24 protein-coding genes are annotated in these 21,763 nt (G+C 67.4%); 12 read left to right on the forward strand and 12 right to left on the reverse strand.

What is annotated here, in order from left to right:
* Positions 1-40: 40 nt before the first annotated feature.
* Positions 41-1,777: an ATP-binding protein gene (locus D9601_RS05320; RefSeq protein WP_198352826.1), complete on the forward strand. Its 1,737-nt coding sequence runs from the start codon at positions 41-43 to the stop codon at positions 1,775-1,777.
* 101 nt (positions 1,778-1,878) lie between these two features.
* On the opposite strand, the gene D9601_RS05325 is transcribed toward D9601_RS05320, so the two are convergent.
* Positions 1,879-2,388 (reverse strand): TetR/AcrR family transcriptional regulator, encoded by a 510-nt coding sequence (locus D9601_RS05325; RefSeq protein ID WP_198352827.1) that lies wholly within the window; start codon positions 2,386-2,388, stop codon positions 1,879-1,881.
* A 267-nt stretch (positions 2,389-2,655) separates the two neighbouring features.
* Here D9601_RS05325 and D9601_RS05330 point away from each other — a divergent pair, with 267 nt between their 5' ends.
* The 3 genes from D9601_RS05330 to D9601_RS05340 are packed head-to-tail and all read left to right on the forward strand — an operon-like array spanning position 2,656 to position 6,865.
* Complete coding sequence (locus D9601_RS05330) at positions 2,656-3,828, forward strand: HlyD family secretion protein (RefSeq protein WP_198352828.1); 1,173 nt, start codon at positions 2,656-2,658, stop codon at positions 3,826-3,828.
* 2 nt (positions 3,829-3,830) lie between these two features.
* Positions 3,831-5,390 carry an MDR family MFS transporter gene (locus D9601_RS05335; protein ID WP_198352829.1) on the forward strand — a complete coding sequence of 520 codons (1,560 nt, stop codon included), beginning with the start codon at positions 3,831-3,833 and terminating at the stop codon, positions 5,388-5,390.
* Positions 5,390-6,865: an efflux transporter outer membrane subunit gene (locus D9601_RS05340; RefSeq protein WP_198352830.1), complete on the forward strand. Its 1,476-nt coding sequence runs from the start codon at positions 5,390-5,392 to the stop codon at positions 6,863-6,865. Before D9601_RS05335 ends, D9601_RS05340 begins: the two co-directional genes overlap by 1 nt.
* A 465-nt stretch (positions 6,866-7,330) precedes the next feature.
* On the opposite strand, the gene rplI is transcribed toward D9601_RS05340, so the two are convergent.
* From rplI to D9601_RS20195, 4 genes are all read right to left on the reverse strand, one after another.
* Complete coding sequence (gene rplI, locus D9601_RS05345; protein WP_198352831.1) at positions 7,331-7,921, reverse strand: 50S ribosomal protein L9; 591 nt, start codon at positions 7,919-7,921, stop codon at positions 7,331-7,333.
* 12 nt (positions 7,922-7,933) lie between these two features.
* Entirely contained in the window at positions 7,934-8,158 is a 225-nt protein-coding gene (gene rpsR / locus D9601_RS05350) for a 30S ribosomal protein S18 (RefSeq protein WP_007403456.1), read from the reverse strand.
* Positions 8,158-8,592 (reverse strand): 30S ribosomal protein S6, encoded by a 435-nt coding sequence (rpsF, locus tag D9601_RS05355; RefSeq protein WP_198352832.1) that lies wholly within the window; start codon positions 8,590-8,592, stop codon positions 8,158-8,160. Before rpsF ends, rpsR begins: the two co-directional genes overlap by 1 nt.
* 151 nt (positions 8,593-8,743) lie before the next feature.
* On the reverse strand, positions 8,744-8,926 hold the full coding sequence (locus D9601_RS20195; RefSeq protein WP_443024698.1) for an RcnB family protein: 183 nt from the start codon (positions 8,924-8,926) through the stop codon (positions 8,744-8,746).
* Here D9601_RS20195 and D9601_RS20200 point away from each other — a divergent pair, their 5' ends adjacent.
* The 8 genes from D9601_RS20200 (at position 8,927) to D9601_RS05395 (ending at position 14,591) form a co-directional block, all read left to right on the forward strand.
* Positions 8,927-9,124: a hypothetical protein gene (locus tag D9601_RS20200; protein ID WP_443024699.1), complete on the forward strand. Its 198-nt coding sequence runs from the start codon at positions 8,927-8,929 to the stop codon at positions 9,122-9,124.
* Positions 9,125-9,271: 147 nt separating this feature from the next.
* Complete coding sequence (gene fabD / locus D9601_RS05365; protein WP_198352833.1) at positions 9,272-10,231, forward strand: ACP S-malonyltransferase; 960 nt, start codon at positions 9,272-9,274, stop codon at positions 10,229-10,231.
* A 34-nt stretch (positions 10,232-10,265) separates the two neighbouring features.
* Positions 10,266-10,697: a GxxExxY protein gene (locus D9601_RS05370; protein ID WP_198352834.1), complete on the forward strand. Its 432-nt coding sequence runs from the start codon at positions 10,266-10,268 to the stop codon at positions 10,695-10,697.
* A complete protein-coding gene (gene fabG / locus D9601_RS05375) occupies positions 10,698-11,438 on the forward strand; it encodes a 3-oxoacyl-[acyl-carrier-protein] reductase (protein WP_198352835.1) in 741 nt (246 codons plus the stop codon).
* A 122-nt stretch (positions 11,439-11,560) separates the two neighbouring features.
* Positions 11,561-11,797, forward strand: coding sequence for an acyl carrier protein (locus D9601_RS05380; protein WP_019515010.1), 237 nt, complete (start codon positions 11,561-11,563; stop codon positions 11,795-11,797).
* Positions 11,798-11,966: 169 nt separating this feature from the next.
* Positions 11,967-13,223 (forward strand): beta-ketoacyl-ACP synthase II, encoded by a 1,257-nt coding sequence (gene fabF / locus D9601_RS05385; protein ID WP_198352836.1) that lies wholly within the window; start codon positions 11,967-11,969, stop codon positions 13,221-13,223.
* 22 nt (positions 13,224-13,245) lie between these two features.
* Complete coding sequence (mltG, locus tag D9601_RS05390) at positions 13,246-14,214, forward strand: endolytic transglycosylase MltG (protein WP_198352837.1); 969 nt, start codon at positions 13,246-13,248, stop codon at positions 14,212-14,214.
* Positions 14,215-14,216: 2 nt separating this feature from the next.
* Positions 14,217-14,591 (forward strand): hypothetical protein, encoded by a 375-nt coding sequence (locus tag D9601_RS05395; protein ID WP_198352838.1) that lies wholly within the window; start codon positions 14,217-14,219, stop codon positions 14,589-14,591.
* A gap of 81 nt (positions 14,592-14,672) precedes the next feature.
* Here D9601_RS05395 and eda read toward each other — a convergent pair whose 3' ends face one another.
* The 7 genes from eda to D9601_RS05430 form a co-directional block, all read right to left on the reverse strand.
* Positions 14,673-15,278, reverse strand: a complete 606-nt coding sequence (eda, locus tag D9601_RS05400; RefSeq protein WP_198352839.1) for a bifunctional 4-hydroxy-2-oxoglutarate aldolase/2-dehydro-3-deoxy-phosphogluconate aldolase — start codon at positions 15,276-15,278, stop codon at positions 14,673-14,675.
* A 9-nt stretch (positions 15,279-15,287) separates the two neighbouring features.
* Complete coding sequence (gene glk / locus D9601_RS05405) at positions 15,288-16,259, reverse strand: glucokinase (protein WP_198352840.1); 972 nt, start codon at positions 16,257-16,259, stop codon at positions 15,288-15,290.
* A gap of 128 nt (positions 16,260-16,387) precedes the next feature.
* The gene (gene edd, locus D9601_RS05410; RefSeq protein ID WP_198352841.1) at positions 16,388-18,199 is read right to left on the reverse strand and encodes a phosphogluconate dehydratase; all 1,812 of its coding nucleotides are present in this window, start codon (positions 18,197-18,199) and stop codon (positions 16,388-16,390) included.
* A 37-nt stretch (positions 18,200-18,236) separates the two neighbouring features.
* The gene (gene pgl / locus D9601_RS05415) at positions 18,237-18,941 is read right to left on the reverse strand and encodes a 6-phosphogluconolactonase (RefSeq protein ID WP_198352842.1); all 705 of its coding nucleotides are present in this window, start codon (positions 18,939-18,941) and stop codon (positions 18,237-18,239) included.
* A 127-nt stretch (positions 18,942-19,068) separates the two neighbouring features.
* Positions 19,069-20,532: a glucose-6-phosphate dehydrogenase gene (gene zwf / locus D9601_RS05420; protein ID WP_198352843.1), complete on the reverse strand. Its 1,464-nt coding sequence runs from the start codon at positions 20,530-20,532 to the stop codon at positions 19,069-19,071.
* A 4-nt stretch (positions 20,533-20,536) separates the two neighbouring features.
* Entirely contained in the window at positions 20,537-21,475 is a 939-nt protein-coding gene (gene argC, locus D9601_RS05425) for an N-acetyl-gamma-glutamyl-phosphate reductase (protein WP_198352844.1), read from the reverse strand.
* Complete coding sequence (locus tag D9601_RS05430) at positions 21,472-21,750, reverse strand: SH3 domain-containing protein (RefSeq protein WP_332837900.1); 279 nt, start codon at positions 21,748-21,750, stop codon at positions 21,472-21,474. Before D9601_RS05430 ends, argC begins: the two co-directional genes overlap by 4 nt.
* Between the last annotated feature and the right edge of the window lie 13 nt (positions 21,751-21,763).

Consider the following 21,763-nt stretch of genomic DNA (forward strand, 5'->3'; position numbering starts at 1 on the left):
GCAAGTTTCGGCGCCCTATGAACTAACGGCCTCGTCGCTTTTGCGACGACCGATCCACCGATCCACAAGGCATAGCCAAAAGCGGATAAGTCTCGATCCGGTACCATCTTGCGGCCTCCTTTCTCTCGGGTTATCAATCGGGTGCACGGCACAAAGCGGCCGGCACAGGGGAGTTGGGACCATGCATGCGCGGCTGGAGGATTTGCCCTCGGACTGTCGCCAGGGGCTCGTCGAGCTACTTACCGAAGCGGCCGATGTCGGGACCTGGGACTGGGACATCGTCGACAACCGTTTCTCTTGGTCACCCAAGCAATATGCCCATTTCGGCATTCAGCCCGTGCCGGGTGAAGGGCTGACCTACGAGCGCTGGCTGGAAGCGATCCACAAGGACGATCAGGCCATGGTGCAGGCGGCGATCGCCGACACCATCGCCTCGGGATGCGAGATCGACCTGAAATTCCGCGTTCTCTGGAGGGACGACGAGGCTGCCAAGGTCGATGTCCACTGGATCCATTCGCGGGGACGGCTGATCCGTGGTCTCGACGGTTCGCCGTTGCGGATGATCGGCACCAGCCGCGACGTGACCGAGAGCGAGCAGCGGCTGGCCCTTGCCCGCGCGCATCGCGATGCCGAACTCGCCGACCTCTTCGGTGGGCCGAGCCGCTTCGATGTCCTGTTCGAGGAGACGTCCGATTGCCTCGTGCAACTGAAGGTCGAGGCCGATGGCCGCTTCACCTATCAGATGATCAATCCCTCGGGATTGAAGATGATCGGCATGACGATGGCGGCCGCCCACGGTCTGACCCCGGTCGAAGTGCTCGGCGCGGGCAACGGCGGACAGATGGAAGCCGCGCTGAGGTCCGTCGTCGAAACCGGACTGCCGGTCCACTATGAGCCGACGTTCGATTACAGCGAGAAATCGGTCGTCTATGACGCGATCTATATGCCCCTGCGGGACGAAAGGGGCAGCGTCACGGCCATTCTGTGTCGGGCACGCGATGTCACGGAGCAGCGACAGACCGCGCTGGCGCTCCAGCAATCGCACAAGATCAGCGCGCTGGGGCATATGGCCGCCGGCGTCGCGCATGATTTCAACAACACGCTGACCAGCCTGAGAGGCTGCTTCCTCCGTCTGGCAAAGATCAATCCGTCCGCCGAAGTCGATTGGGTGCTCGAACAGGGCAGCAAGGCGATCCGCCAGGGCGAGGCGATCACCCGGCGTTTGCTGACCTTCGCTCGTAAGCAGGAGGTGCCGGCCAGCGCGATCGATCTCCAGACCTGTCTGAACGATGCGCTGCCGTTGCTGGAAGGCACGTTGCCGGGCGTCGAGATCGCGGTGCAGCCGATGGAGGGTCGCTGTGACGTGATTGCCGACCATGGGCTGCTGCAGGCGTGCCTGCTCAATCTCGGCCTCAATGCGCGCGACGCGCGACCTCATGGCTGCAAGCTGGTTATCGGCGGAGCAATGCTTGCCAGCCACGCCGCGCCGCTCGACCTTCCGGCCGGTCGCTATGCGACGATCACGGTGAGAGACAACGGCCCGGGGATGCCGGCGGCGGTGCTCCGCCAGGCGCTCGAGCCCTATTTCACCACCAAGCCATCCGGTAAGGGGACCGGGCTGGGACTGAGCATGGTGATGGACACCGCCCGGAGTTTCGGCGGGACCGTCAGGCTGGAGAGCGAGCTGGGACGCGGCACCTCCGTGATCATCTACCTGCAGATTGCGGCGGACCCCGCGCGATCCGTCGTGACTGCGGAACCATCCCGGCCGCAATAATCGCTGCCAAAGCGGGTTTCGGCACTGGCAGTTCGCGCAACAGCGCGACGTCATACGGCGGATCCAGTTTATCGGCCGGCGCGATCCTTGTCTGAGACCGTCTAGGGGAGCAGCCCCTGGAGCAGCAGCGGCAGCGCCGCGCCTAGTGCGACCTCCATCTCATCGTCGGGCAGGCGATGCTTGACGAGGCCACTCAGCATGCGGATCGCCAGCACCAGATCGTCGGCGGTGACGTCTTGGCGCAGCGAACCGTCGGCATGACCACGCGCCGCAACCGGCTCCATCAGCAGCACCATGCGCTGACGTAGCGCCTCGAAGCGAGCACGATTCTCGTCGGTCGGCGGAATGTCCACTGCGATGCGCTGGAACAGCGAACTCGCCTGCGCCCCCTGGCGGACGAGCAGCAGCAAGGTCTCACCGATCGGTGCGGTCGGGTCGATATGCGCCTCGGCCGCATCGATCTCCCGTTCGAAGATCGCGATCGCCAGCGCGAAACGGTCGGCGAAATTGCGGTATAGGGTGCCGCGGCCGACGCCGGCGCGCTCGGCGATCTGTTCGAGCGGTACGGTGAAGCCGCCGTCGCGAAAGCAGTCGGCTGCGGCGGACAGCAAGGCCTCGCGCCTCGCTTGGGCGTCGCGCCGCAAGGGTGCCCGATCCGTCACCAGATTTCCGCCCAAGATCGGTTACATGTCACTCGGACGTGAATGAGCGGCATCGTGGCAAATGCAAGAGCAAGCTGTGTGGGCATATCATGTTGCAGTGCGGAACCCTTGCCGGCGCGCGGTGTTCCTGCGATAGCGGACACGGCGTCCGCTTATGCGCGATGCGTTAAAGATCAGGCGGCGCCGGCGCGCGCGATGGACACGGATGGCATCACGATGAGCGACTCGTCCCCAACCGGCTCCCAGGATTCTGGAGCTCAGCACGCCGGCGGCACGGATACGAAGCCCGCCAAGCGGCTGAGCCCGCGGGCCAAGCTGATCCTGCTCGTCATTCTGGTAGTGGCGGTGGTGCTCGGCACTCTCTGGTACGTGCGCTACGAAAGCCGTGGCAAGTTCCTCCAGGACACCAATGACGCGACGATCCAGGCGGATGCGATCACGGTGGCGCCGAAGATCAATGGCTATGTCGCCGAGGTGCTGGTCGGTGACAATCAGGACGTGAAAGCGGGCCAGCCGCTCGTCCGCATCGATCCGCGCGACTATCGCGCGCAGGCGGCGCAGGCGCAGGCGCAGATCGCCCAGGCCAATGCCGGATCCGACGCGACGCGCGCGCAGATCGCTGAGCAATATGCGACGATCACCCAAGCACGCGCTCAACTCGACGCCGCCCGGATCAAAGCCGCGCACGATGCGGCCGAGGTCGCGCGCTATCGCCCGCTCGCCGCATCCGGGGCGGAAACGCGCGAGCAGCTCGCCCAGCTTGAGCTCGCCGCGCGCCAGTCGGCGGAGGACGTGCGCGCGCAGGCGGCGGCGGTGACGATGCAGCAGCGCCGGATCGGCGCCTTCCGCGCGCAGATCCGCCAGGGCGACGCCCAGGCCCAGGCCGCACGCGCGCAGCTCGAATCGGCGAACGTCAACGTCGGGGCGACACTCATCCGCGCCGCCGCCGACGGCCGGGTCGGCAACAAGACGGTGACAGTCGGGCAGTTCGTCCAGGCCGGCACCCGACTGATGTCGCTGGTGCCGCTCGACCGGCTCTACATCACCGCGAACTTCAAGGAGACGCAGCTCGCGCTGATGAGGCCGGGCCAGCCGGCGACGATCAAGGTTGACGCGCTCGACGGCACCGAGTTGCGCGGTCGCGTGGAGAGTGTGTCCCCGGGCACCGGTGCGCAATTTTCACTAATCCCGCCACAGAATGCGACGGGCAATTTTACCAAGATCGTCCAGCGCGTGCCGGTGCGGATCGGCATTGAGGCGACGCCGGCCGCGCGGCGGCTGCTCGTGCCGGGCCTATCGGTCACCGTCACCGTCGACACGATCGGCGCCAAGGGCGACCTCGACCGGCTCAAGGAGCAGCAGACGCAGCTTGGCAAGCAGGGCCGCTGACGATGGCGAGCGCGGCGGCCGCTTCCGGCGCTGGCAGCCAGCCGGCGGGCGGAGCACAGAAGGCGGACCTCGGCGCCTGGCTGGCGGTCGCCGCCGGAACGCTCGGCGCGCTGATGGCGACGCTCGACATCTCGATCGTCAATTCGGCCTTGCCGACGATCCAGGGCGAGATCGGCGCGAGCGGCACGGAAGGCACCTGGGTCGCCACCGCCTATCTCGTCGCCGAGATCGTCATCATCCCGATGGCGGCCTGGCTCGAGCGGCTGCTCGGCCTGCGCACCTTCCTGCTGATCGCGGCGGGTCTGTTTACCGGCTTTTCGGTGATCTGCGGCACCGCCACCACGCTGACCGCGATGATCATCGGTCGCGTTGGTCAAGGCTTCACCGGCGGGGCGATGATCCCGACCGCGCAGACGATCATCGCGACGCGGCTGCCGCGCAGCCAGCAGCCGATCGGCATCGCCGCCTTTGGCGTCACCGCGATCATGGGCCCGGTGATCGGTCCGCTGATCGGCGGCTGGCTGACCGAGAATATCAGCTGGCACTACAGCTTCTTCATCAACCTGCCGATCTGCGCGCTGCTAGTCGCGCTGTTGCTGGTCGGTTTGCCACACCAGAAGAGCCGGCTCAACCTGCTCGGTGAGGCGGACTGGATGGGTATCGCCGGCCTCGCCCTCGGTCTCGGCGGGCTGACCGTGCTGCTCGAGGAAGGGCAGCGCGAGCAGTGGTTCTCGTCCGGACTGATCCGGCTGATGGCACTGGTCTCGTTCGTCGGCTTCGCCCTGCTCTTCGCCGGCCAAGTCACCGCCAAGCGGCCGGTCATCAAGCTCAAGCTGCTGCTCGACCGTCAGTTCGGCGCGGTCGCGCTGATGGGCGTGGTACTCGGCATCGTGCTCTACGGCACCTCCTACGCCATTCCCCAGTTCCTCGCATCGATCGCCGACTATAATGCGTTGCAATCGGGTAAGGTCGTGCTGCTCTCGGGCATCCCCAGCCTGTTCATGATGGCGATCGTGCCGATCCTGCTCAAGCGGATCGACATTCGCATCGCGGTCGCCACCGGCCTCGTCATCATGGGGGGCGCCGCGCTGATGGACGCCCATCTGACGATCACGTCGGACGGCAGCGACTTCACCGCGTCGCAGCTGCTGCGCGGGGTTGGGCAGATTCTGGGCATGTTGTTCCTCAGCCAGGCGGTGGTGCGCGCGGTACCGCCGCAGGATGCGGGCGATGCCTCCGGCCTGTTCAACGCCGTCCGCAATCTCGGCGGCAGCCTCGCGCTCGCCGGCATATCGATCCTGCAGGACACGCGGCTGTGGTTCCATTCCCGCCGGATCGAGGAAACGCTGAGCGCCAACAGCGTGGCCGTGCAGGACTATCTTCGCGGCTTGGGAGGTTCGGCCGGCATCCCGCTGATCGAGCGGCAGATTCAGGGGCAGGCGCTGGTCATGACCTATAACGACATCTTCTGGATCATGGGGGTCGGCACCTTCGTGGTGCTGCCCCTGGTCCTGTTCCTCCGCCCCTTGCCGAAGGACGCCGCACCCGCGGCGATGCACTGATGAGACAGACGTTTGCGCTGCTGCCGCTGATCCTGGCCGCCGGTTGTACGGTTGGGCCCGATTACAAGGGGCCGCCCGCGGTCGCGTCCGACGCGGCGGCGCGCGGCACCTTCGTCCGGGCGAGCGATCCGGCGATCCGCCGTGCGCCCGGCGTTGCGCGCTGGTGGGAGACGCTGGGCGATCTGACTCTAACCGCGCTGGTCGACGATGCCCTGGCGCACAGCCCAACGATCGACGCCGCCGAGGCGCGCATCCGCGCGGCACAGGCGCAGCTGCGCGCGCAGCGGACCGCCGCCTTGCCCAACGTCAGCGCCAGCGCGACCTATCTGCATGCTCAGCTTCCCGGCACCGGTATCGGCGGGAGCACCAGCCAGTCCGGCGGTAGCGGGCAGGGCGGTGGCAGCAGCGGAGGCGACTCGCTGTCGACGCTCGACTTCTTCAATCTCGGCGGCACCGCGTCGTGGGAGCCGGACCTGTTCGGCGGCACGCGCCGCGGCGTCGAGCAGGTGCGCGCCGCCGTCGGCCAGCGTTATGCCGATCTCGCCGACGCGCAGGTCAGCCTGTCGGCGCAGGTCGCTCAGGCCTATGTCGGGTTGCGCGACGTGCAGGAGCGGGCGCGCCTCAATGCCCGCTCGACCGCGCTGCAGCGGCAGGCGCTGGCCCTGACCCGCCAGCGCTTCGCCGCCGGCACCGCCTCGCAATTGCAGGTCGACCGGCTCGAACAGCAATTGCAGAGCACCGACGCGCAAAACATTCCGCTCGCCGCCCAGATCGACGAATATCGCGATCAGCTGGCGGTGCTGACCGGCAGGACGCCCGGCGCGCTCGATGCGGCCCTGGCGGTACCGGCGCCGGTTCCGATGCCGCCGCGCGAGGTCCCGATCGGCGATCCCGCCGCGCTGATCGCGCACCGGCCCGACGTCCGCGCCGCCGAGCGTGCATTGGCGGCGAGCAATGCGCAGATCGGCGTCAACACCGCCAAGCTGTTCCCATCGCTCAAATTCATGGGTCTGTTCGGGCTCGGTGGCACCAGCATCGGCGATGTCGTCGACCCGGGCAATTTCACCGCGCTGCTGACGCCGATGCTGAGCTGGTCGATCCTCGACTTCGGCCGCGCCCGGGCGAATGTCCGCCAGTCGGAGGCGCAACGCGACGCCGCCGAGGCCCAATATCGCCAGACCGTGCTGGAGGCGCTGCAGGATGCCGAGACGTCGCTGTCGCGCTTCGGCAATGTCCGCCAGCAGCTGGGTCAGCTGGTCCAGGCGGAGAGCACCGCGACCCGGGCAGCCCGGCTCAACGATCAGCGCGTCCAGGCGGGCACCAGCACGGTGATCGACCAGCTTGATATCGAGCGCCAGCGGCTGTCCGCGGCGATCGGCGTCGCGCAGGGCAAGGCGCAGCTGACCAACAGCTATATTGCCGTGCAGAAGGCGCTCGGGCTGGGGTGGAGCGAGCCTGCCAAGGTTGCGCAGTGATCCCGCTCGGTATGCGGTATCAAGCGTCCGGGTGCTCGGTCTGATCTCGCTGCCGCATCCAGCACGTAGCGACGCAGCGTCCGGCATCAGCCCTGGGCGTAACGCTGCGCAGGACGCGTTACTGGAACGGTCATTCAAGAGACAGACCGTTTCTCACTTGCGACAAGCCGAATGGCCACCATCTATTCACCAAGCGGAAACCTTTTCGCCGGGCGCGCATTCAGTGCGTGATCGAAACGGAAATATGTCATGAAACAGATCGTGCCGCTCGTTCTTGCCCTTATTCCTCTGGCCGCGGTGGTCAGCGCCTGCGTTTCCTGCCCATAAGCGGGTAAGCTATCGGCCGCCGCTGCAGCCGGGATGATGGGACCGTTTGAACAGAGTGCAATGGAGACAAAAGGGCCGCCCGATCCATGACAGATCGGACGGCCCTTTTGCGTGCGGCGGATGCCGGCGCGTGAGCGATCAGCCCTGCGCCTGCTCCTCCGGCTGAACCTCGGCGGTCGCGCCCGGCTCGGCATTGGGATCGTAATCCTCGGTGAAGCCGGCCTCGTCGCGCTCGAACATCTGCGCCATGACGTCGACGCCCTGCGCCTGCATCTCGGCCTCTTCCGGCGAACGGGCGACGTTGACCTTGACGGTCACCGCCACCTCGGGGTGCAGCGCGACGCGCACGTCGTACACGCCGATCGCCTTGATCGGCTTGTCGAGCACGACCTGGCTCTTGGTCACCTTGTGGCCGGCCGCTTCCAGCGCCTCGACCAGATCGCGCACCGCGACCGAGCCGTACAGCTGGCCGGTGTTCGACGCCTGACGGATCAGAGTGACCTGCGCGTCCTTGAACGAGCCGGCTTCCTTCTCCGCGTCCGAACGGCGCGACGCATTGTCGGCCTCGATGCGAGCGCGGTTCGCCTCGAACACCTTGCGGTTGGCTTCGTTGGCGCGCAGCGCCTTCTTGTTGGGCAGCAGGTAGTTGCGGGCGAAGCCGTCCTTCACCTTGACCACGTCGCCGATGGCGCCGAGCTTCTCGACGCGCTCCAGCAGAATAACGTCCATAGGGGTCGCTCCTTACTTCACGACGTAGGGCAGCAGGCCCAGGTGACGGGCGCGCTTGATCGCCTGGGCGAGCTCGCGCTGCTTCTTGGCGCTCACCGAGGTGATGCGCGACGGGACGATCTTGCCACGCTCGGACACGAAGCCCTGCAGCAGGCGGACGTCCTTATAGTCGATCCGCGGCGCATCCTTGGCGCTGAACGGGCACGACTTGCGGCGGCGGAAAAACGGGCGAGCCATTATGCGGCCTCCTCTTCACGGTCACGACGGGGGCCACGGTCGCCGCGCGGCGCGCCGTCACGGCCACTCTCGCGACCACCTTCACGGTCGCTGCGACGCTCGCGGTCGCGCTCCTGCTTGCGCATCATCACGGTCGGGCCCTGCTCATGTTCGTCAACCTTGACGGTCATGTAGCGGATCACGTCCTCGTTGATCTGCGTCTGGCGCTCCAGCTCGGCAACGACCGAACCCGGTGCGTCGATCTCGAGCATGACGTAATGCGCCTTGCGATTCTTCGCGATCCGATAGGCGAGGCTGCGCAGGCCCCAGGTCTCGGTCTTGACGACCTTGCCGCCATTGTCTTCGATGATCTTGGTGGCGTTTTCCGCCAGCGCGTCCACCTGCGCCTGTGCCAGATCCTGGCGCGCAAGGAACGTGTGCTCGTACAGAGCCATGCCTTGTCCTTCGTTGGCCGATCGCTGACACCGCCCCATGCGATGCCCCTCCGGCTGTCGTCCATGCAATCGGGGCGGCAGGCAACGCCCACCGCCCCGTTCCATCCGGCCGCCCTTAGCCTCGGACGGCCGGAAAGGCAAGCCTCACGTCTTAGCGGAAGAGGCCGGGCCGCACCTCGACGATCGTCCCGTTCGGACGGACCAGGATCGCGTCGCGGCCCGACCGCGCCCAGTAGAAGCCGCGCTGCGGCGCGCGCAGCCGATAGGTGCGATATTCGTTGATCGGCGATAGTTCGGCGCATAGCGGCGGTCGAACCGCTGGCCGGCGCGCCAAGTGCGCGTGGTCACGACGGTGGTGCCGTTCGGGCGCTCACGGACGGTGGTCACCTCGCGGCGCTGCTGCGGCGCGGCCTCCGCGGCGGTGGCGGCGAGCGGGCCGGCGATCAGCGTGGCGGCGATGGCGGAGAGGATGATCTTCTTCATGATGTCGTACTCCCATTACGAACTGGCGCCGTCATCCGGCGTCGAGTGACAAGATGGAGTCCGGTTGTCGCAGACCTCTCCCGTCCGACCCCGAAAACGGTCGCATGGTGTCGCAACTCCAGAAGGTTCGTTCAGGTTGCACGAGGACCGCAGCGGCCCTAGGGGCGCCTGCCATAACTCGAACAGGAGCGGCATCATGCGGGCGTTCATCTTTCCCGGCCAGGGTAGCCAGGCGGTCGGCATGGGCAAGGCGCTGGCCGATGCCAGCCCGGTCGCACGCGAGGTATTTGGCGAAGTCGACGAGGCGCTGGGCCAGACCCTGTTCCGGTTGATGACGGAAGGGCCAGCCGATGCGCTGACCCTGACCGAAAACGCCCAGCCGGCGATCATGGCCAATGCCGTGGCGACGCTGCGCGTGCTGGAGCGCGAGGGCAACGTCCGGCTGGCCGACAAGGCGGATTTCGTCGCCGGCCATTCGCTCGGCGAATATAGCGCGCTCTGCGCCGCCGAGGCGTTCGACCTCGCCACCACCGCGCGGCTGCTCAAGCGTCGCGGCCAGGCGATGCAGGCGGCGGTGCCGGTGGGCGAGGGGGCGATGGCGGCGCTGCTCGGCGCCGACCTCAACAAGGCGCGGACGATCGCGGGCGCTGCGGTCGATTCGATCCTTGCGGAGGGTGGTGAGGAGCTCGTCTGCACCGTCGCCAACGACAACGACCCGTCGCAGGTCGTCATCTCCGGCCACCGGGTCGCGGTGGAGCGCGCCGTCGCCCTGGCGAAGGAACTGGGAGCCAAGCGCGCGCTGCTGCTGCCGGTGTCGGCGCCCTTCCACTGCCCGCTCATGCAGCCGGCCGCCGACGCAATGGATGCGGCGCTGGCCGACGCGCGCATCGCCGCGCCGCTGGTGCCGGTCTATGCCAATGTCGATGCCGCGCCGATCGCCGATCCCGGCGCGATACGCGCCTCGCTGGTGGCGCAGGTCACCGGTATGGTCCGCTGGCGCGAGTCGGTGCTGGCGATGGCGGACGCGGGCGTCACGCAGTTCGTCGAATTCGGCGGCAAGGTACTCGCCCCGATGGTCAAGCGCATCGCGCCGGACGTCGAGGCGATCAGCGTGGTGACGATGGACGATCTGGAGGATTGGCTTAAGAAGGCTTGATGGTCACGCGGAGGCGCGGAGGCGCGGAGAAGACGTGAGGGATATCGACGCCGTCAGCGGCGACGTTCTTGACCTGGCGCTTCGTCTCCACCGGGAGCTCGGTCCGGGTATGCTTGAAAGCGTGTACGAAACGGTACTTGCCCGGCGCCTCACCGCAATGGGGTATGATATCGTCAGGCAGCGTCCCGTGGATATCGTTTCCGACGGCCAACGCTTCGCTGGCGCCTTTCGGGTCGACCTCCTCGTTGACGCACGTCTTGTCGTCGAGGTTAAATCGATTGAGCGGCTGACTGCCGCTCATGCCAAGCAACTGCTGACCTATCTCAGATTATTGAATCAGCCCGTAGGGCTGCTCATCAACTTCGGAGGCGCAACGCTGAAGGAGGGCGTGAAGAGGGTGGTGAACGACTATTCTTCTTCCTCCGCGCCTCCGCGCCTCCGCGTGAACAAGAATTTTGGAGGCTAGATGTTCGATCTGACGGGAATGACCGCACTGGTGACGGGTGCGTCTGGGGGCATCGGCTCCGCGATTGCCAAGGGTCTGGCGGCGCAGGGGGCGCGGCTGGCGGTGTCGGGGAGCAATGCCGACAAGCTGGAGGCGTTTCGGGCCGAGCTCGGCGGCGATCACGTCGCCGTGCCATGCAACCTGTCGGACGGTGCCGCCGTCGACGCGTTGGTGCCGCAGGCGCTCGCGGCGCTCGGCGGCAAGCTCGACATCCTCGTCAACAATGCGGGCGTGACGCGCGACAATCTGGCGATGCGGATGAAGGATGACGAATGGGATCAGGTGATCCGAGTCAATCTGGAGGCTGCCTTCCGCCTGATCCGTGCTGCCGCCAAGCCGATGATGAAGGCGCGCTTCGGGCGCGTCGTGTCGATCACCTCCGTCGTCGGTCAGACCGGCAATCCGGGCCAGGCCAATTATGCCGCCTCTAAGGCCGGACTGGTCGGCATGTCCAAGGCGCTGGCGCAGGAGCTCGCCAGCCGTAACATCACCGTCAACTGCGTCGCACCGGGCTTCATCCGCTCGGCGATGACCGACGTGCTGCCGGAGGCGCAGAAGAGTGCGCTGCTCGGCCGCATCCCGGCGGGCGACCTCGGCACGGGCGAGGACATCGCCGCCGCGGTCGTCTATCTCGCCAGCCGCGAAGCCGGCTATGTCACCGGCCAGACGCTGCACGTCAACGGCGGCATGGCGATGATCTAAGTTGCTAAGAAGACTGGCGAACGCGGACCAGTCTTAACAGACGCTTGCCAGCCGCACGGCCCCGTTCTACGGGCATGCGGGCAATTTTGACAAAACCCCCCAATCTGAAGAGGGATATGAACATGAGCGAGACCGCCGACCGCGTGAAGAAGATCGTCGTCGAGCATCTCGGCGTCGAAGCCGACAAGGTGACCGAGGATGCGAGCTTCATCGACGACCTCGGTGCCGACAGCCTCGACATCGTCGAGCTCGTCATGGCGTTCGAGGAAGAGTTCGGGGTCGAGATCCCGGACGATGCCGCCGAGAAGATCACGACCGTGAAGGACGCGATCACCTATATCGACGAGCACAAGGGCTAAGCCCTCGCCCGATGTCGACATCGGGCCGGAATTGAGCGGCTCCCCGTCCCCGGCTCGAGGGCGGGGAGCCGTTTTGCGTTGAATGTCGTCGCCGCTCCGCATCGTCGCGGGGTCACCCAGCGCGGGGATGCCGGTCGCGACCGGCAGGGCGCCTGAGAGGAAGAAGAGCATGCGTCGCGTCGTCGTCACCGGTCTCGGTCTGGTCACTCCGCTGGGTGCGGACGTGGAGACCGCGTGGGCCAATCTGATCGCGGGTAAGTCGGGCGCCGGCCCGATTACGCGGTTCGATACCCAGGGGCAGAAATGCACCATCGCGTGCGAGGTGAAGCCCAAGGACCATGACTATGGCTTCGACCCCGACAAGCGCGTCGATCACAAGATCCAGCGCCAGGTCGATCCGTTCATCGTCTACGGCATCGACGCCGCCGGCCAGGCGCTGGAGGATGCCGGCCTGACCGAGATGGACGAGGCGACGAAGCTGCGCGCCGGCGTGTCGATCGGTTCTGGCATCGGCGGCCTGCCCGGCATCGAGATCGAATCGGTCAATCTGCACGAACGCGGCCCCGGCCGGGTCAGCCCGCACTTCGTCCATGGCCGGCTGATCAACCTGATCTCCGGTCAGGTCAGCATCAAATACGGGCTGATGGGGCCGAATCACGCCGTCGTCACCGCCTGCTCGACCGGCGCGCATTCGATCGGCGATGCCGCCCGGATGATCCGCGACGACGATGCCGACATCATGCTGGCGGGCGGTGCGGAAAGCACGATCAACCCGCTCGGCGTCGCCGGCTTCGCCCAGGCGCGGGCGCTCAACACGAGCATGAACGACCGCCCGACCGAGGCGAGCCGACCCTATGACCGCAATCGCGACGGCTTCGTGATGGGCGAGGGCGCGGGCGTCGTCGTGCTCGAGGAATATGAGCACGCCAAGGCGCGCGGCGCCAAAATCTATGCCGAGGTGGTCGGCTACGGCCTGTCGGGCGATGCCTATCACGTCACCGCGCCGCATCCGGAGGGCAAGGGCGCGGAGAATGCGATGCGCATGGCGCTGCGCAAGGCGGGGATGGAGCCTTCGGACATCGATTACATCAATGCCCATGGCACCTCGACCATGGCGGACACGATAGAACTCGCCGCGGCCAAGCGGGTGTTCGGTGACGACCTGTCGGGGGCGTCCATGTCGAGCACCAAGTCGGCGATCGGCCATCTGCTCGGCGGCGCCGGCGCGGTGGAGAGCATCTTCTGCATCCTCGCGCTGCGCGACCAGATCGTGCCACCGACGCTCAACCTGGACGATCCCGACGAGGGGACCGAGGGCGTCGACCTGGTGCCGCACACCGCCAAGAAGCGCGAGGTCAAGGCGGTGCTGAACAACTCGTTCGGCTTCGGCGGGACCAATGCGTCGTTGGTGATGAAGGCGATCTGATCCGCACGGCGGGGAGACGGACGTGCGCAAGGTCGGCTGTGTCGGATTGCTGGTCGCCCTGGTGGCGATCGTCGCCGCCTTCTGGGTGGTGCATGGCTGGGGCGGCAGCGGCCCGGCGCCGCGCACGCTGACGGTGCAGGTGGCGGAGGGTAGCACGCTCGCCGGCGCCGCCCGCGAGCTGGAGAAGGCAGGCGCGATCCCCTCCGCCGGCCGCTTCCGCCTGCTCGCGCGGCTGTTCGGCTCGGGCGAGCCGATCAAGGCCGGCGAATATCGCATTCCGCCGCATACCAGCCAGTCCGACATCCTCAAGATGCTGCAGGGCGGCAAGGTGCTGCAGCGGCTCGTCGTCGTGCCGGAGGGCTATCCGTCGGTGCTCGTCCACGACGCACTGATGAAGGCCGAGGGTCTGGTCGGCCCGGTACCGGTGCCGGCGGAAGGATCGGTGCTGCCGGACAGCTATGCCTTCCAGCGTGGCGACACGCGCGCCTCCGTCGTCACCCGGATGCAGACGGCGATGCGCACCTACCTCCAGTCCGCCTGGGCGAAGCGCAAGCCCGGCATCGCGGTGTCGACGCCCGAACAGGCGGTCATCCTCGCCTCGATCGTCGAGAAGGAGACGGGCAAGCCGTCCGAGCGGCGGATGGTCGCCGCCGTCTACGGCAACCGCCTGAAGGCCGGCATGCCGCTTCAGGCCGATCCGACGGTCATCTATCCGATCACCAAGGGGCGCCCGCTCGGCCGCCGCATCCTGCGCTCCGAGCTGCGCGCCAAGAACGGCTACAACACCTATGCCGAGACCGGTCTGCCGGTCGGGCCGATCGCCAATCCGGGCCGCGCCTCAATCGACGCGGTGCTCGATCCGGCGCAATCGAAGGCGCTGTATTTCGTCGCCGACGGCACCGGCGGTCACGTCTTCGCCGACACGCTCGCCAAGCATAATGCCAATGTCCAAAAATGGTACGCCATCCGCCGTGCGCGGGGGGAGATGTAGGCGTGTTCGGCGTGGTCCTCGCACTCGCCGCCGCCGCAACGCCCGCCATCAACGGGGACGAGGGCTTCAGCCCCAAGATGCTGCGGAAGCGCTGCGCAACCGCTGCGACCTCGCCTGACTTCGCGCGAGACAGCGATTTCTGCCTTCAGCACGTTTATGCGATAGCCAACCGGATCGATGCGTACCGGGCGGCGCATCAAATGCCGCAATGCGTGCCGCCGACTGCGAAGCCGGACCGGTTGCGTTTGGTGGCGGTCCGCGCGCTGCGCTTTGACCATGAGAGTGGCGATTGGGTGGAAGCGGTGGGCAATGCGCTTCTCGCTGAATTCAGCTGCACGAGCGATCGCCTGCCCGAAACGCCGCCACGCCGTCGTTGATCCCAGCATGGGGGCGTCGGCTGAATGCTGATCACCGGGCCGGCGGGACGCATCGTATGATGCTCCCCGCCGTCACGATCCTCAGCCGCGCAATGCGCTCGCTGCGCGCGCGTTGGTCTCCACCTCTGCCATGCTGCCGCCGGTCACCCAGCTGCCGCCGACGCAGAGCACGGGCTTGAACGCCAGCCACTCGGGCGCAGACGCCTCGGTGATGCCGCCGGTCGGGCAGAAGCGGCATTGGTAGAAGGGGGCGGCGAGCGCCTTCAGCGCCTTCAGGCCGCCGCTGGTTTCGGCGGGGAAGAACTTGAAGTGGGTGAGGCCAAGATCGAGGCCGCGCATGATGTCGCCCGCCGTCGCGGTGCCGGGAAGATAGGCGACGCCGGCGTCGAGGATCGGCCTAGCGAGCCGCTCGGTCAGGCCGGGCGAGACGATGAATTCGACACCGGCATCGATCACGTCGCGCGCCTGCGCCTCGTTGACCACGGTGCCGGCGCCGACGATCGCCCCCGGCACCTGCTTCATCTCGGCGATCGCCTCCATCGCGGCGCCGGTACGCAGCGTCACCTCGAGCACCTTGAGACCGCCGGCGACGAGCGCCTCGGCCAGGGGCCGGGCAGTGGCGGCGTCGTCGATCACCAGAACCGGGATCACGGCGCTGGTCTGCATGATGGTGGCGATGTCGGTCATGTTAGGTCCTTATTGGCCGGTATGCTGCTGGGCGAAGGCGGCGGCGGCGCCGAACAGGCCGGGCTGGGGATGGGTGATGAGCTTCACCGGAATGCCGGCCATCATCGACTGGAAGCGGCCCTTGGCGACGAAGCGCTGGTCGAAGCCGGAACGGATCAGTTTGTCCTTGATGCGCAGGCCGAGACCGCCGGCGATCACCACGCCCTTGGCCCCGTGGGTCAGCGCCAGGTCGCCGGCGACCGCGCCAAGCGACAGGCAGAAGCGATCGAGCGCGGCAAGCGCGATCGAATCGGTGCCGTCGAGGGCTTCGGTCCAGATCGTCTTGTCGTCGCGGCTGGGGACGGGGCGCGCTTCCATCTCCGCCAGCGTCTCGTAGATCGCGACGATGCCGGGGCCCGAGCAGATCCGCTCGGCCGAGACGCGGGTGAAGGTGCGGCGCAGGCGGCGGACGATCGCATCCTCGATCGCGTCGAGCGGCGAAAAGTCCATATGGCCGCCCTCGGTCGGCAGGACATAATAACGATTGTCGGTCTGGAAGACCTGCGCGACGCCCAGGCCGGTGCCGGGCCCGCAAACGGTGGTGATGCCGTCGGTCGGGATCGGCGTGTCCGGTCCGCAGAGATGGACGAAATGCTGCTGCGGCAATTGCGCGACCGCATGGCCGACCGCGCCGAAATCGTTGATCACCGTATAAATGTCGGCGCCGAGCCGTTCCGGGATCAGCGACGGGCGGATCACCCAGGGATTGTTGGTCAGCCGGATCACATCGCCGGTGATCGGCGAGGCGACGGAGATCGCCGCCGCCTTGGGTAGGTCACCGCCATGCGTAGCGGCGAAGGCCTGCCATGCCGTCTGCAGACTAGCATGGTCTTCGGTGCGCAGCGTCATCGGCTCGCCGAGCGAGACGACGCGGCCGCCCTCGACCTCCGCGATCGCGAAACGGGCATGCGTGCCCCCGATGTCCACCGCTACGACGTGCATTCATCCCTCCATATATCGTTGTTCACCCTTACCCTTCGGGCGCTTCGCGCCTCCCTCCCTCTCCCGCTGGGAGAGGGAAGGGGCCCATCGCCGGATGGCGATGGCAAGGGTGAGGGTGATCGCGTTCCTTAAAGCCCCGCCGCGGCCAGCATCGGCGATGCGCCCTGCTCCGCCTCGTCGGCCAGCTGGCGGAACATCGCGAACAGCTCGCGGCCCATGCCCTCGGCGGCGGGCGGCGCCTCGGCGAGGGGGCGTGCGTCCCATTCCGTCGCATCGACCAGCGCCTCCAGCGTGCCGGCTTCGGCATCCAGCCTGATCAGGTCGCCGTCGCGAATCTTGCCGATCGCGCCCCGGCCGAGCGCTTCGGGCGAGCAATGGATCGCGCACGGCACCTTGCCGCTGGCGCCGGACATCCGGCCGTCGGTGACCAGCGCGACCTTGAAGCCGCGATTCTGCAGCACGCCGAGCGGCGGGGTCAGCTTGTGCAATTCCGGCATGCCGTTGGCACGCGGCCCTTGGAAGCGAACCACGACCACGACGTCGCGCTCGAGCTCGCCCGCCTTGAAGGCCGCGAGCACGTCGGCCTGATCGGTGAAGACCCGCGCCGGCGCCTCGATTATCCAGCGCGACCGCTCCACCGCCGACACCTTGATGCAGGCACGGCCGATATTGCCGGTGAGGATGCGCATGCCGCCGTCGGGAGAGAAGGGGTTGGTGGCGGGGCGCAGGATTGTTTCGTCGCCGCTGTCGCCGACCGGCTGCCAGGCGAGCCGGTCGTCCTGCATCACCGGCTTTTCGGCATAGGCGCTGAGATCACCGCCGCCGATCGTCGGAATGTCGCCGTGGAGCAGTCCGGCCGACAGCAATTCGCGGATCACGAACGGCATGCCGCCCGCTTCCTCGAAGCCGTTCACGTCCGCCGACCCGTTCGGATAGACGCGCGCGATCAGCGGCACCGCCTGGCTCAGGCGGTCGAAATCCTCCCAGTCGATGACGATTCCCGCCGCGCGCGCGATCGCCGGCAGATGCATCAGATGGTTGGTGGAGCCGCCGGTGGCGAGCAGGCCAACCGCGGCGTTCACGACCGCGCGCTCGTCGACGCAATGGCCGAGCGGCCGGTAATCGTCGCCGCGCCAGCCGAGGCCGGCAAGCCGGTGCACCGCCGCCCGCGTCAGCTCCTGGCGCAGCTTGGTCTGCGGTTGGACGAAGGCGGCGCCGGGCATGTGCAGGCCCATCACCTCCATCATCATCTGGTTGGTGTTGGCGGTGCCGTAGAAGGTGCAGGTGCCCTTGCCGTGATAGGCCTGGATTTCGGTATCGAGCAATTCGTCGCGCGTCGCCTCGCCGACCGCATAGCGTTCGCGCACCGCCGCCTTGGCCTTGTTGGCGATACCGGTGGGCATCGGGCCGCCCGGGATCAGCACCATCGGGAGATGGCCGAAGCGCAGAGCGCCCATCAGCAGGCCGGGCACGATCTTGTCGCAGATGCCGAGCAGCGCCGCCCCCTCGAACGTGCCGTGGCTGAGCGCGATCGCGGTGCTGAGCGCGATCGTGTCGCGGCTGAACAGCGACAGCTCCATGCCGGCATAGCCCTGGGTCACGCCGTCGCACATCGCCGGCACGCCGCCCGCGACCTGCGCCGTCGCGCCGACCTCGCGCGCCCAGACCTTCATCAGTTCCGGATAGCGATAATAGACCGCATGCGCCGACAGCATATCGTTGTAGGCGGTGACGATGCCGATGTTCATGCCGGGGCCGTGGCGCATCGCGTCGCGATCCTCCTCGGTGCCGGCATAGGCATGGGCGAGATTGGCGCAGCCCAGCTGCGGGCGGCGAACGCCATTCTCGCGCTCGCGCTTGATCAGCGCGAGATAGGCAGAGCGGCGCGGCCGGGATCGTTCGATGATCCGGTCGGTAACGGCGGAAACGGCGGGATTCATGGGGAGGAAATCCGTCCGGTAGAAGTGGGGCGTCCGGTCAGGGCGCCCAGTGGATGTCGACGGGCAGCTCGACGTCGGCGAGTACCCGGCCGATGGGATAGGGCGAGGACGGCCCCTGGTCGATGGCCTTTTCAATCACTTCGCGCTTCGCCTGTCCCGTCACGGCGATCATCAGCGCGCGCGCGCTGGCGATCGCGGCGCGCGACAGGGTGACGCGCGCCACCGGCGCCTCCGGCGGCAGCGGATCGGGCATCACGCCCAGCATGCGTCGTTCCTTGGGGCCGTTGAGCGCCTCGTCGAAATCGGGGCCGGGAAAGATCGACGCGGTATGGCCGTCGCCGCCGACGCCGAGCAGGCAGAGGTCGAGCGGCCAGTGCAGATCCTGCATCAGCGCATCGGCGGAGCGGCCCGCGGCCTTGTAATCCTCGGTCGCCGCGGGGACGATCGGGATGACACGCGCGCCCTTGGGAATGAACAGCTTGCCGAGCTGGGTGACGTTGGACAGCGGGTCGCCGAGCGGCACGATCCGCTCATCGCCAGGGACGATCGTCACGCGCTTCCAGTCGAGCTTCGCCTTGGCGAGCTTCTCATAGGCGGGGAAGGGCGTCTTGCCGCCGGCGAGGGCGATGACTGCGGAGCCGCGCGCATCCAGCGCGCTTTCGATGACGAACTGGATGTCGCCGGCGATCGCCTCGGCGAGCTCGCCTGCGTCGTCGTATTCCCACCATTCGATTTCGGTCATGCGTCGTCCAATCTCTTCAAACTGCCGTCATCCCCGCGGAGGCGGGGATCCACACACTATGCCGTCGCGGCTCTATCGCAGCCCTGCGCGTCTGGATTCCCGCCTTCGAGGGAATGACAGTAAAAGGTCAATCGTCCTGCCAGGTCACGCCGTCGCGCTCGGTCAGCGCGATCGCGCCGGCCGGGCCCCAGGTGCCCGCGGCATAATGCTTCGGCCGGGTCTGGTTGGCCGCCCAGCCGGCGCGGATCGCGTCGATCCACTTCCATTGCGCCTCGACCTCGTCGCGGCGGACGAACAGCGTCTGGTCGCCCTCGATCAGGTCGAGCAGCAATCGCTCATAGGCGATGCGCCGCCGCTTGCCGGAGAATTCGGCGTCGAGGCTGAGATTGAGCGGCACTTCGCGCAGCTTGATTCCCTCGCGGTCGAGACCCGGTTCCTTGGTCATCACCAGCAGCTGGACATATTCTTCCGGCTGCAGACGGATCACCATCGTGTTGGGCTGGAGCAGGCCGCCACGACCGGAGAACATCGAATGCGGCACCGGCTTGAACTGGATCGCGATCTCGCTGCGGCGCTTCGCCATCCTTTTGCCGGTGCGCAGGTAGAAGGGCACGCCCTGCCAGCGCCAGTTATCGATATGTGCCTTGATCGCGACGAAGGTCTCGACGTCGCTGTCATAGCCGAGCTCTTCGTCATAGCCCTTGACGACCTTGCCGCCGACCGCGCCCTCTTCATACTGGCCGGTGACGGTGCAGGCCTGCACCTCCTCCGGCTTGATCTGGCGCATCGAGCGGAAGACCTTCGCCTTTTCGTCGCGAATCGCGGTGCCGTCGTACAATGCCGGCGGCTCCATCGCGATCAGCGCGACGAGCTGGAGCATGTGGTTGGCGACCATGTCGCGCAGCGCGCCCGCGCCCTCGTAATAGCCGGCGCGATCCTCCAGCCCGACGGTTTCGGCGATGGTGATCTGGACGTTGTCGATCCCCTGCGCGTTCCAGATCGGCTCGAACATCGAATTGCCGAAACGCAGCGCCAGGATGTTCTGGACCGTTTCCTTGCCCAGATAATGGTCGATGCGGAACGTCCGCTCCTCCGGAAAGGCACGCGCGACGGTGTCGTTGATCTCGATCGACGAGGCGAGGTCGTAACCGAGCGGCTTTTCCAGCGCGATGCGGACGGTCGGGCCGGTCAGGCCGACCTTCTCCAACCCCTCGACCGCCGACTCGAACAGCGACGGGGCGGTCGACAGATAGATGGCGAGGCCACCCGCTATGTCGCCGATCTTGTCGGCGAGCGGCTGGAAGCTGTTCGGATCCGACAGGTCGGCGGGCTGGAACTGGATTCGCTCCATGAAGGTGCCGAGCGCGCTCTCGTCCTTGCGATCGTCGGGCAGGAATTCGTCGAGCGCCTTCTTGACGACGTCGCGATAGCCGGCGTCGTCCATGTCGCCGCGCGCCGATCCGGTGATCGTCAGCCCCTCCGGCAGCAGCCCGTCGGCATGCAGGCCATAGAGCGAGGGCAGCAGCATGCGCCGGGCGAGATCGCCGGTCGCGCCGAACAGCAGGAGCTTACCCACGGGCGTGCGCGGCATGTCGCTATTCCTTCGTCAGGGTCAGGCCGGCGAGCGGATCGAGTCCGGCCATGATGTTGAGATTCTGGACGGCGGCGCCGCCGGCGCCCTTGCCGAGATTGTCGAGCGTCGCGATCAGCCGCGCCTGGCCGCTGTCGGCGTTGCCGCAGACGCGCAGCGTCATCCCGTCGGTGCCGCTATGCTCCTCGATCGTCACCGTCTGCGTATCGCCGCGAGCGACGCGGACCAGTGGCGAGCCGGCATAGGCCGCGAACAGCGCACCCTCGACGTCCGCCAGCGACGGCGCCGCCGGCAGATGGAGCAGGGGCAGCGGCACCTCGCCGAGCATGCCGCGGAGCAGGCGAGCAACCGACGGTGCGAAGATCGGCGGATAGGACAGGCCGGCATGCGCGCGCATCTCCGGCAGATGCTTGTGGGCGAGGCCGAGCGCGTAGATGCGGAAGGCGGTGTCGGTGCCCCCCTCCTCGAATTCGGCGATCATCGCCTTGCCGCCGCCCGAATAGCCCGACACCGCGTTGAACGACAGCGGCCAGTCGGCCGGGATCAGCCCGGCACGGACGAGCGGGCGGACGAGCGCCAGGAAGGCGGTCGGATAGCAGCCGGGATTGGCGACGAAGCGGGCGGCGGCGATGCGCTGCGCCTGATCGGGCTCCAACTCGGCGAAACCATAGGTCCAGCCATCGGCGACGCGATGCGCCGTCGAGGCGTCGATCACGCGGGTACGATCGTTGCGGATCAGCGCCACCGCCTCGCGCGCCGCGTCGTCGGGCAGGCACAGGATGGCGATGTCGCAATCGTTCAGCGCCTCGGCGCGCGCCGCGGCGTCCTTCCGGCGCGCCTCGTCGAGGGTGACGACGGACAGGTCGCGCCGCCCGGCCAATCTATCGCGGATGTCGAGCCCGGTGGTGCCGACCGCACCGTCGATGAAGACGGCGACGGTCATGCGCTGGCATCCAGTGCCGCGCGGTCGACATAGCCCACGACGTCGCGCTCGGGCGCACGGCCCCAGGCATGATCACCGGCCAGTTCGAGCACCTCGAACCGATCGCCCTCGGCCAGTTCGGCGAGCGGCGCGGTGCGGTTGCGATCGGCGAATATCGACGCCGCCTGCCGCGCGACCGTCAGGATCGGCGCGGCATAATGCGGCGCGAACACCTGCTCGGCGAGGCGCACGTCGGCGAGGTCGCCGCGCACCGCATGCGTGCGGGGATCGAGCACGACCGACGGGCCC

The sequence above is a fragment of the Sphingomonas sp. MA1305 genome, assembly GCF_016107325.1.
Classification (GTDB): Bacteria; Pseudomonadota; Alphaproteobacteria; order Sphingomonadales; family Sphingomonadaceae; genus Sphingomonas.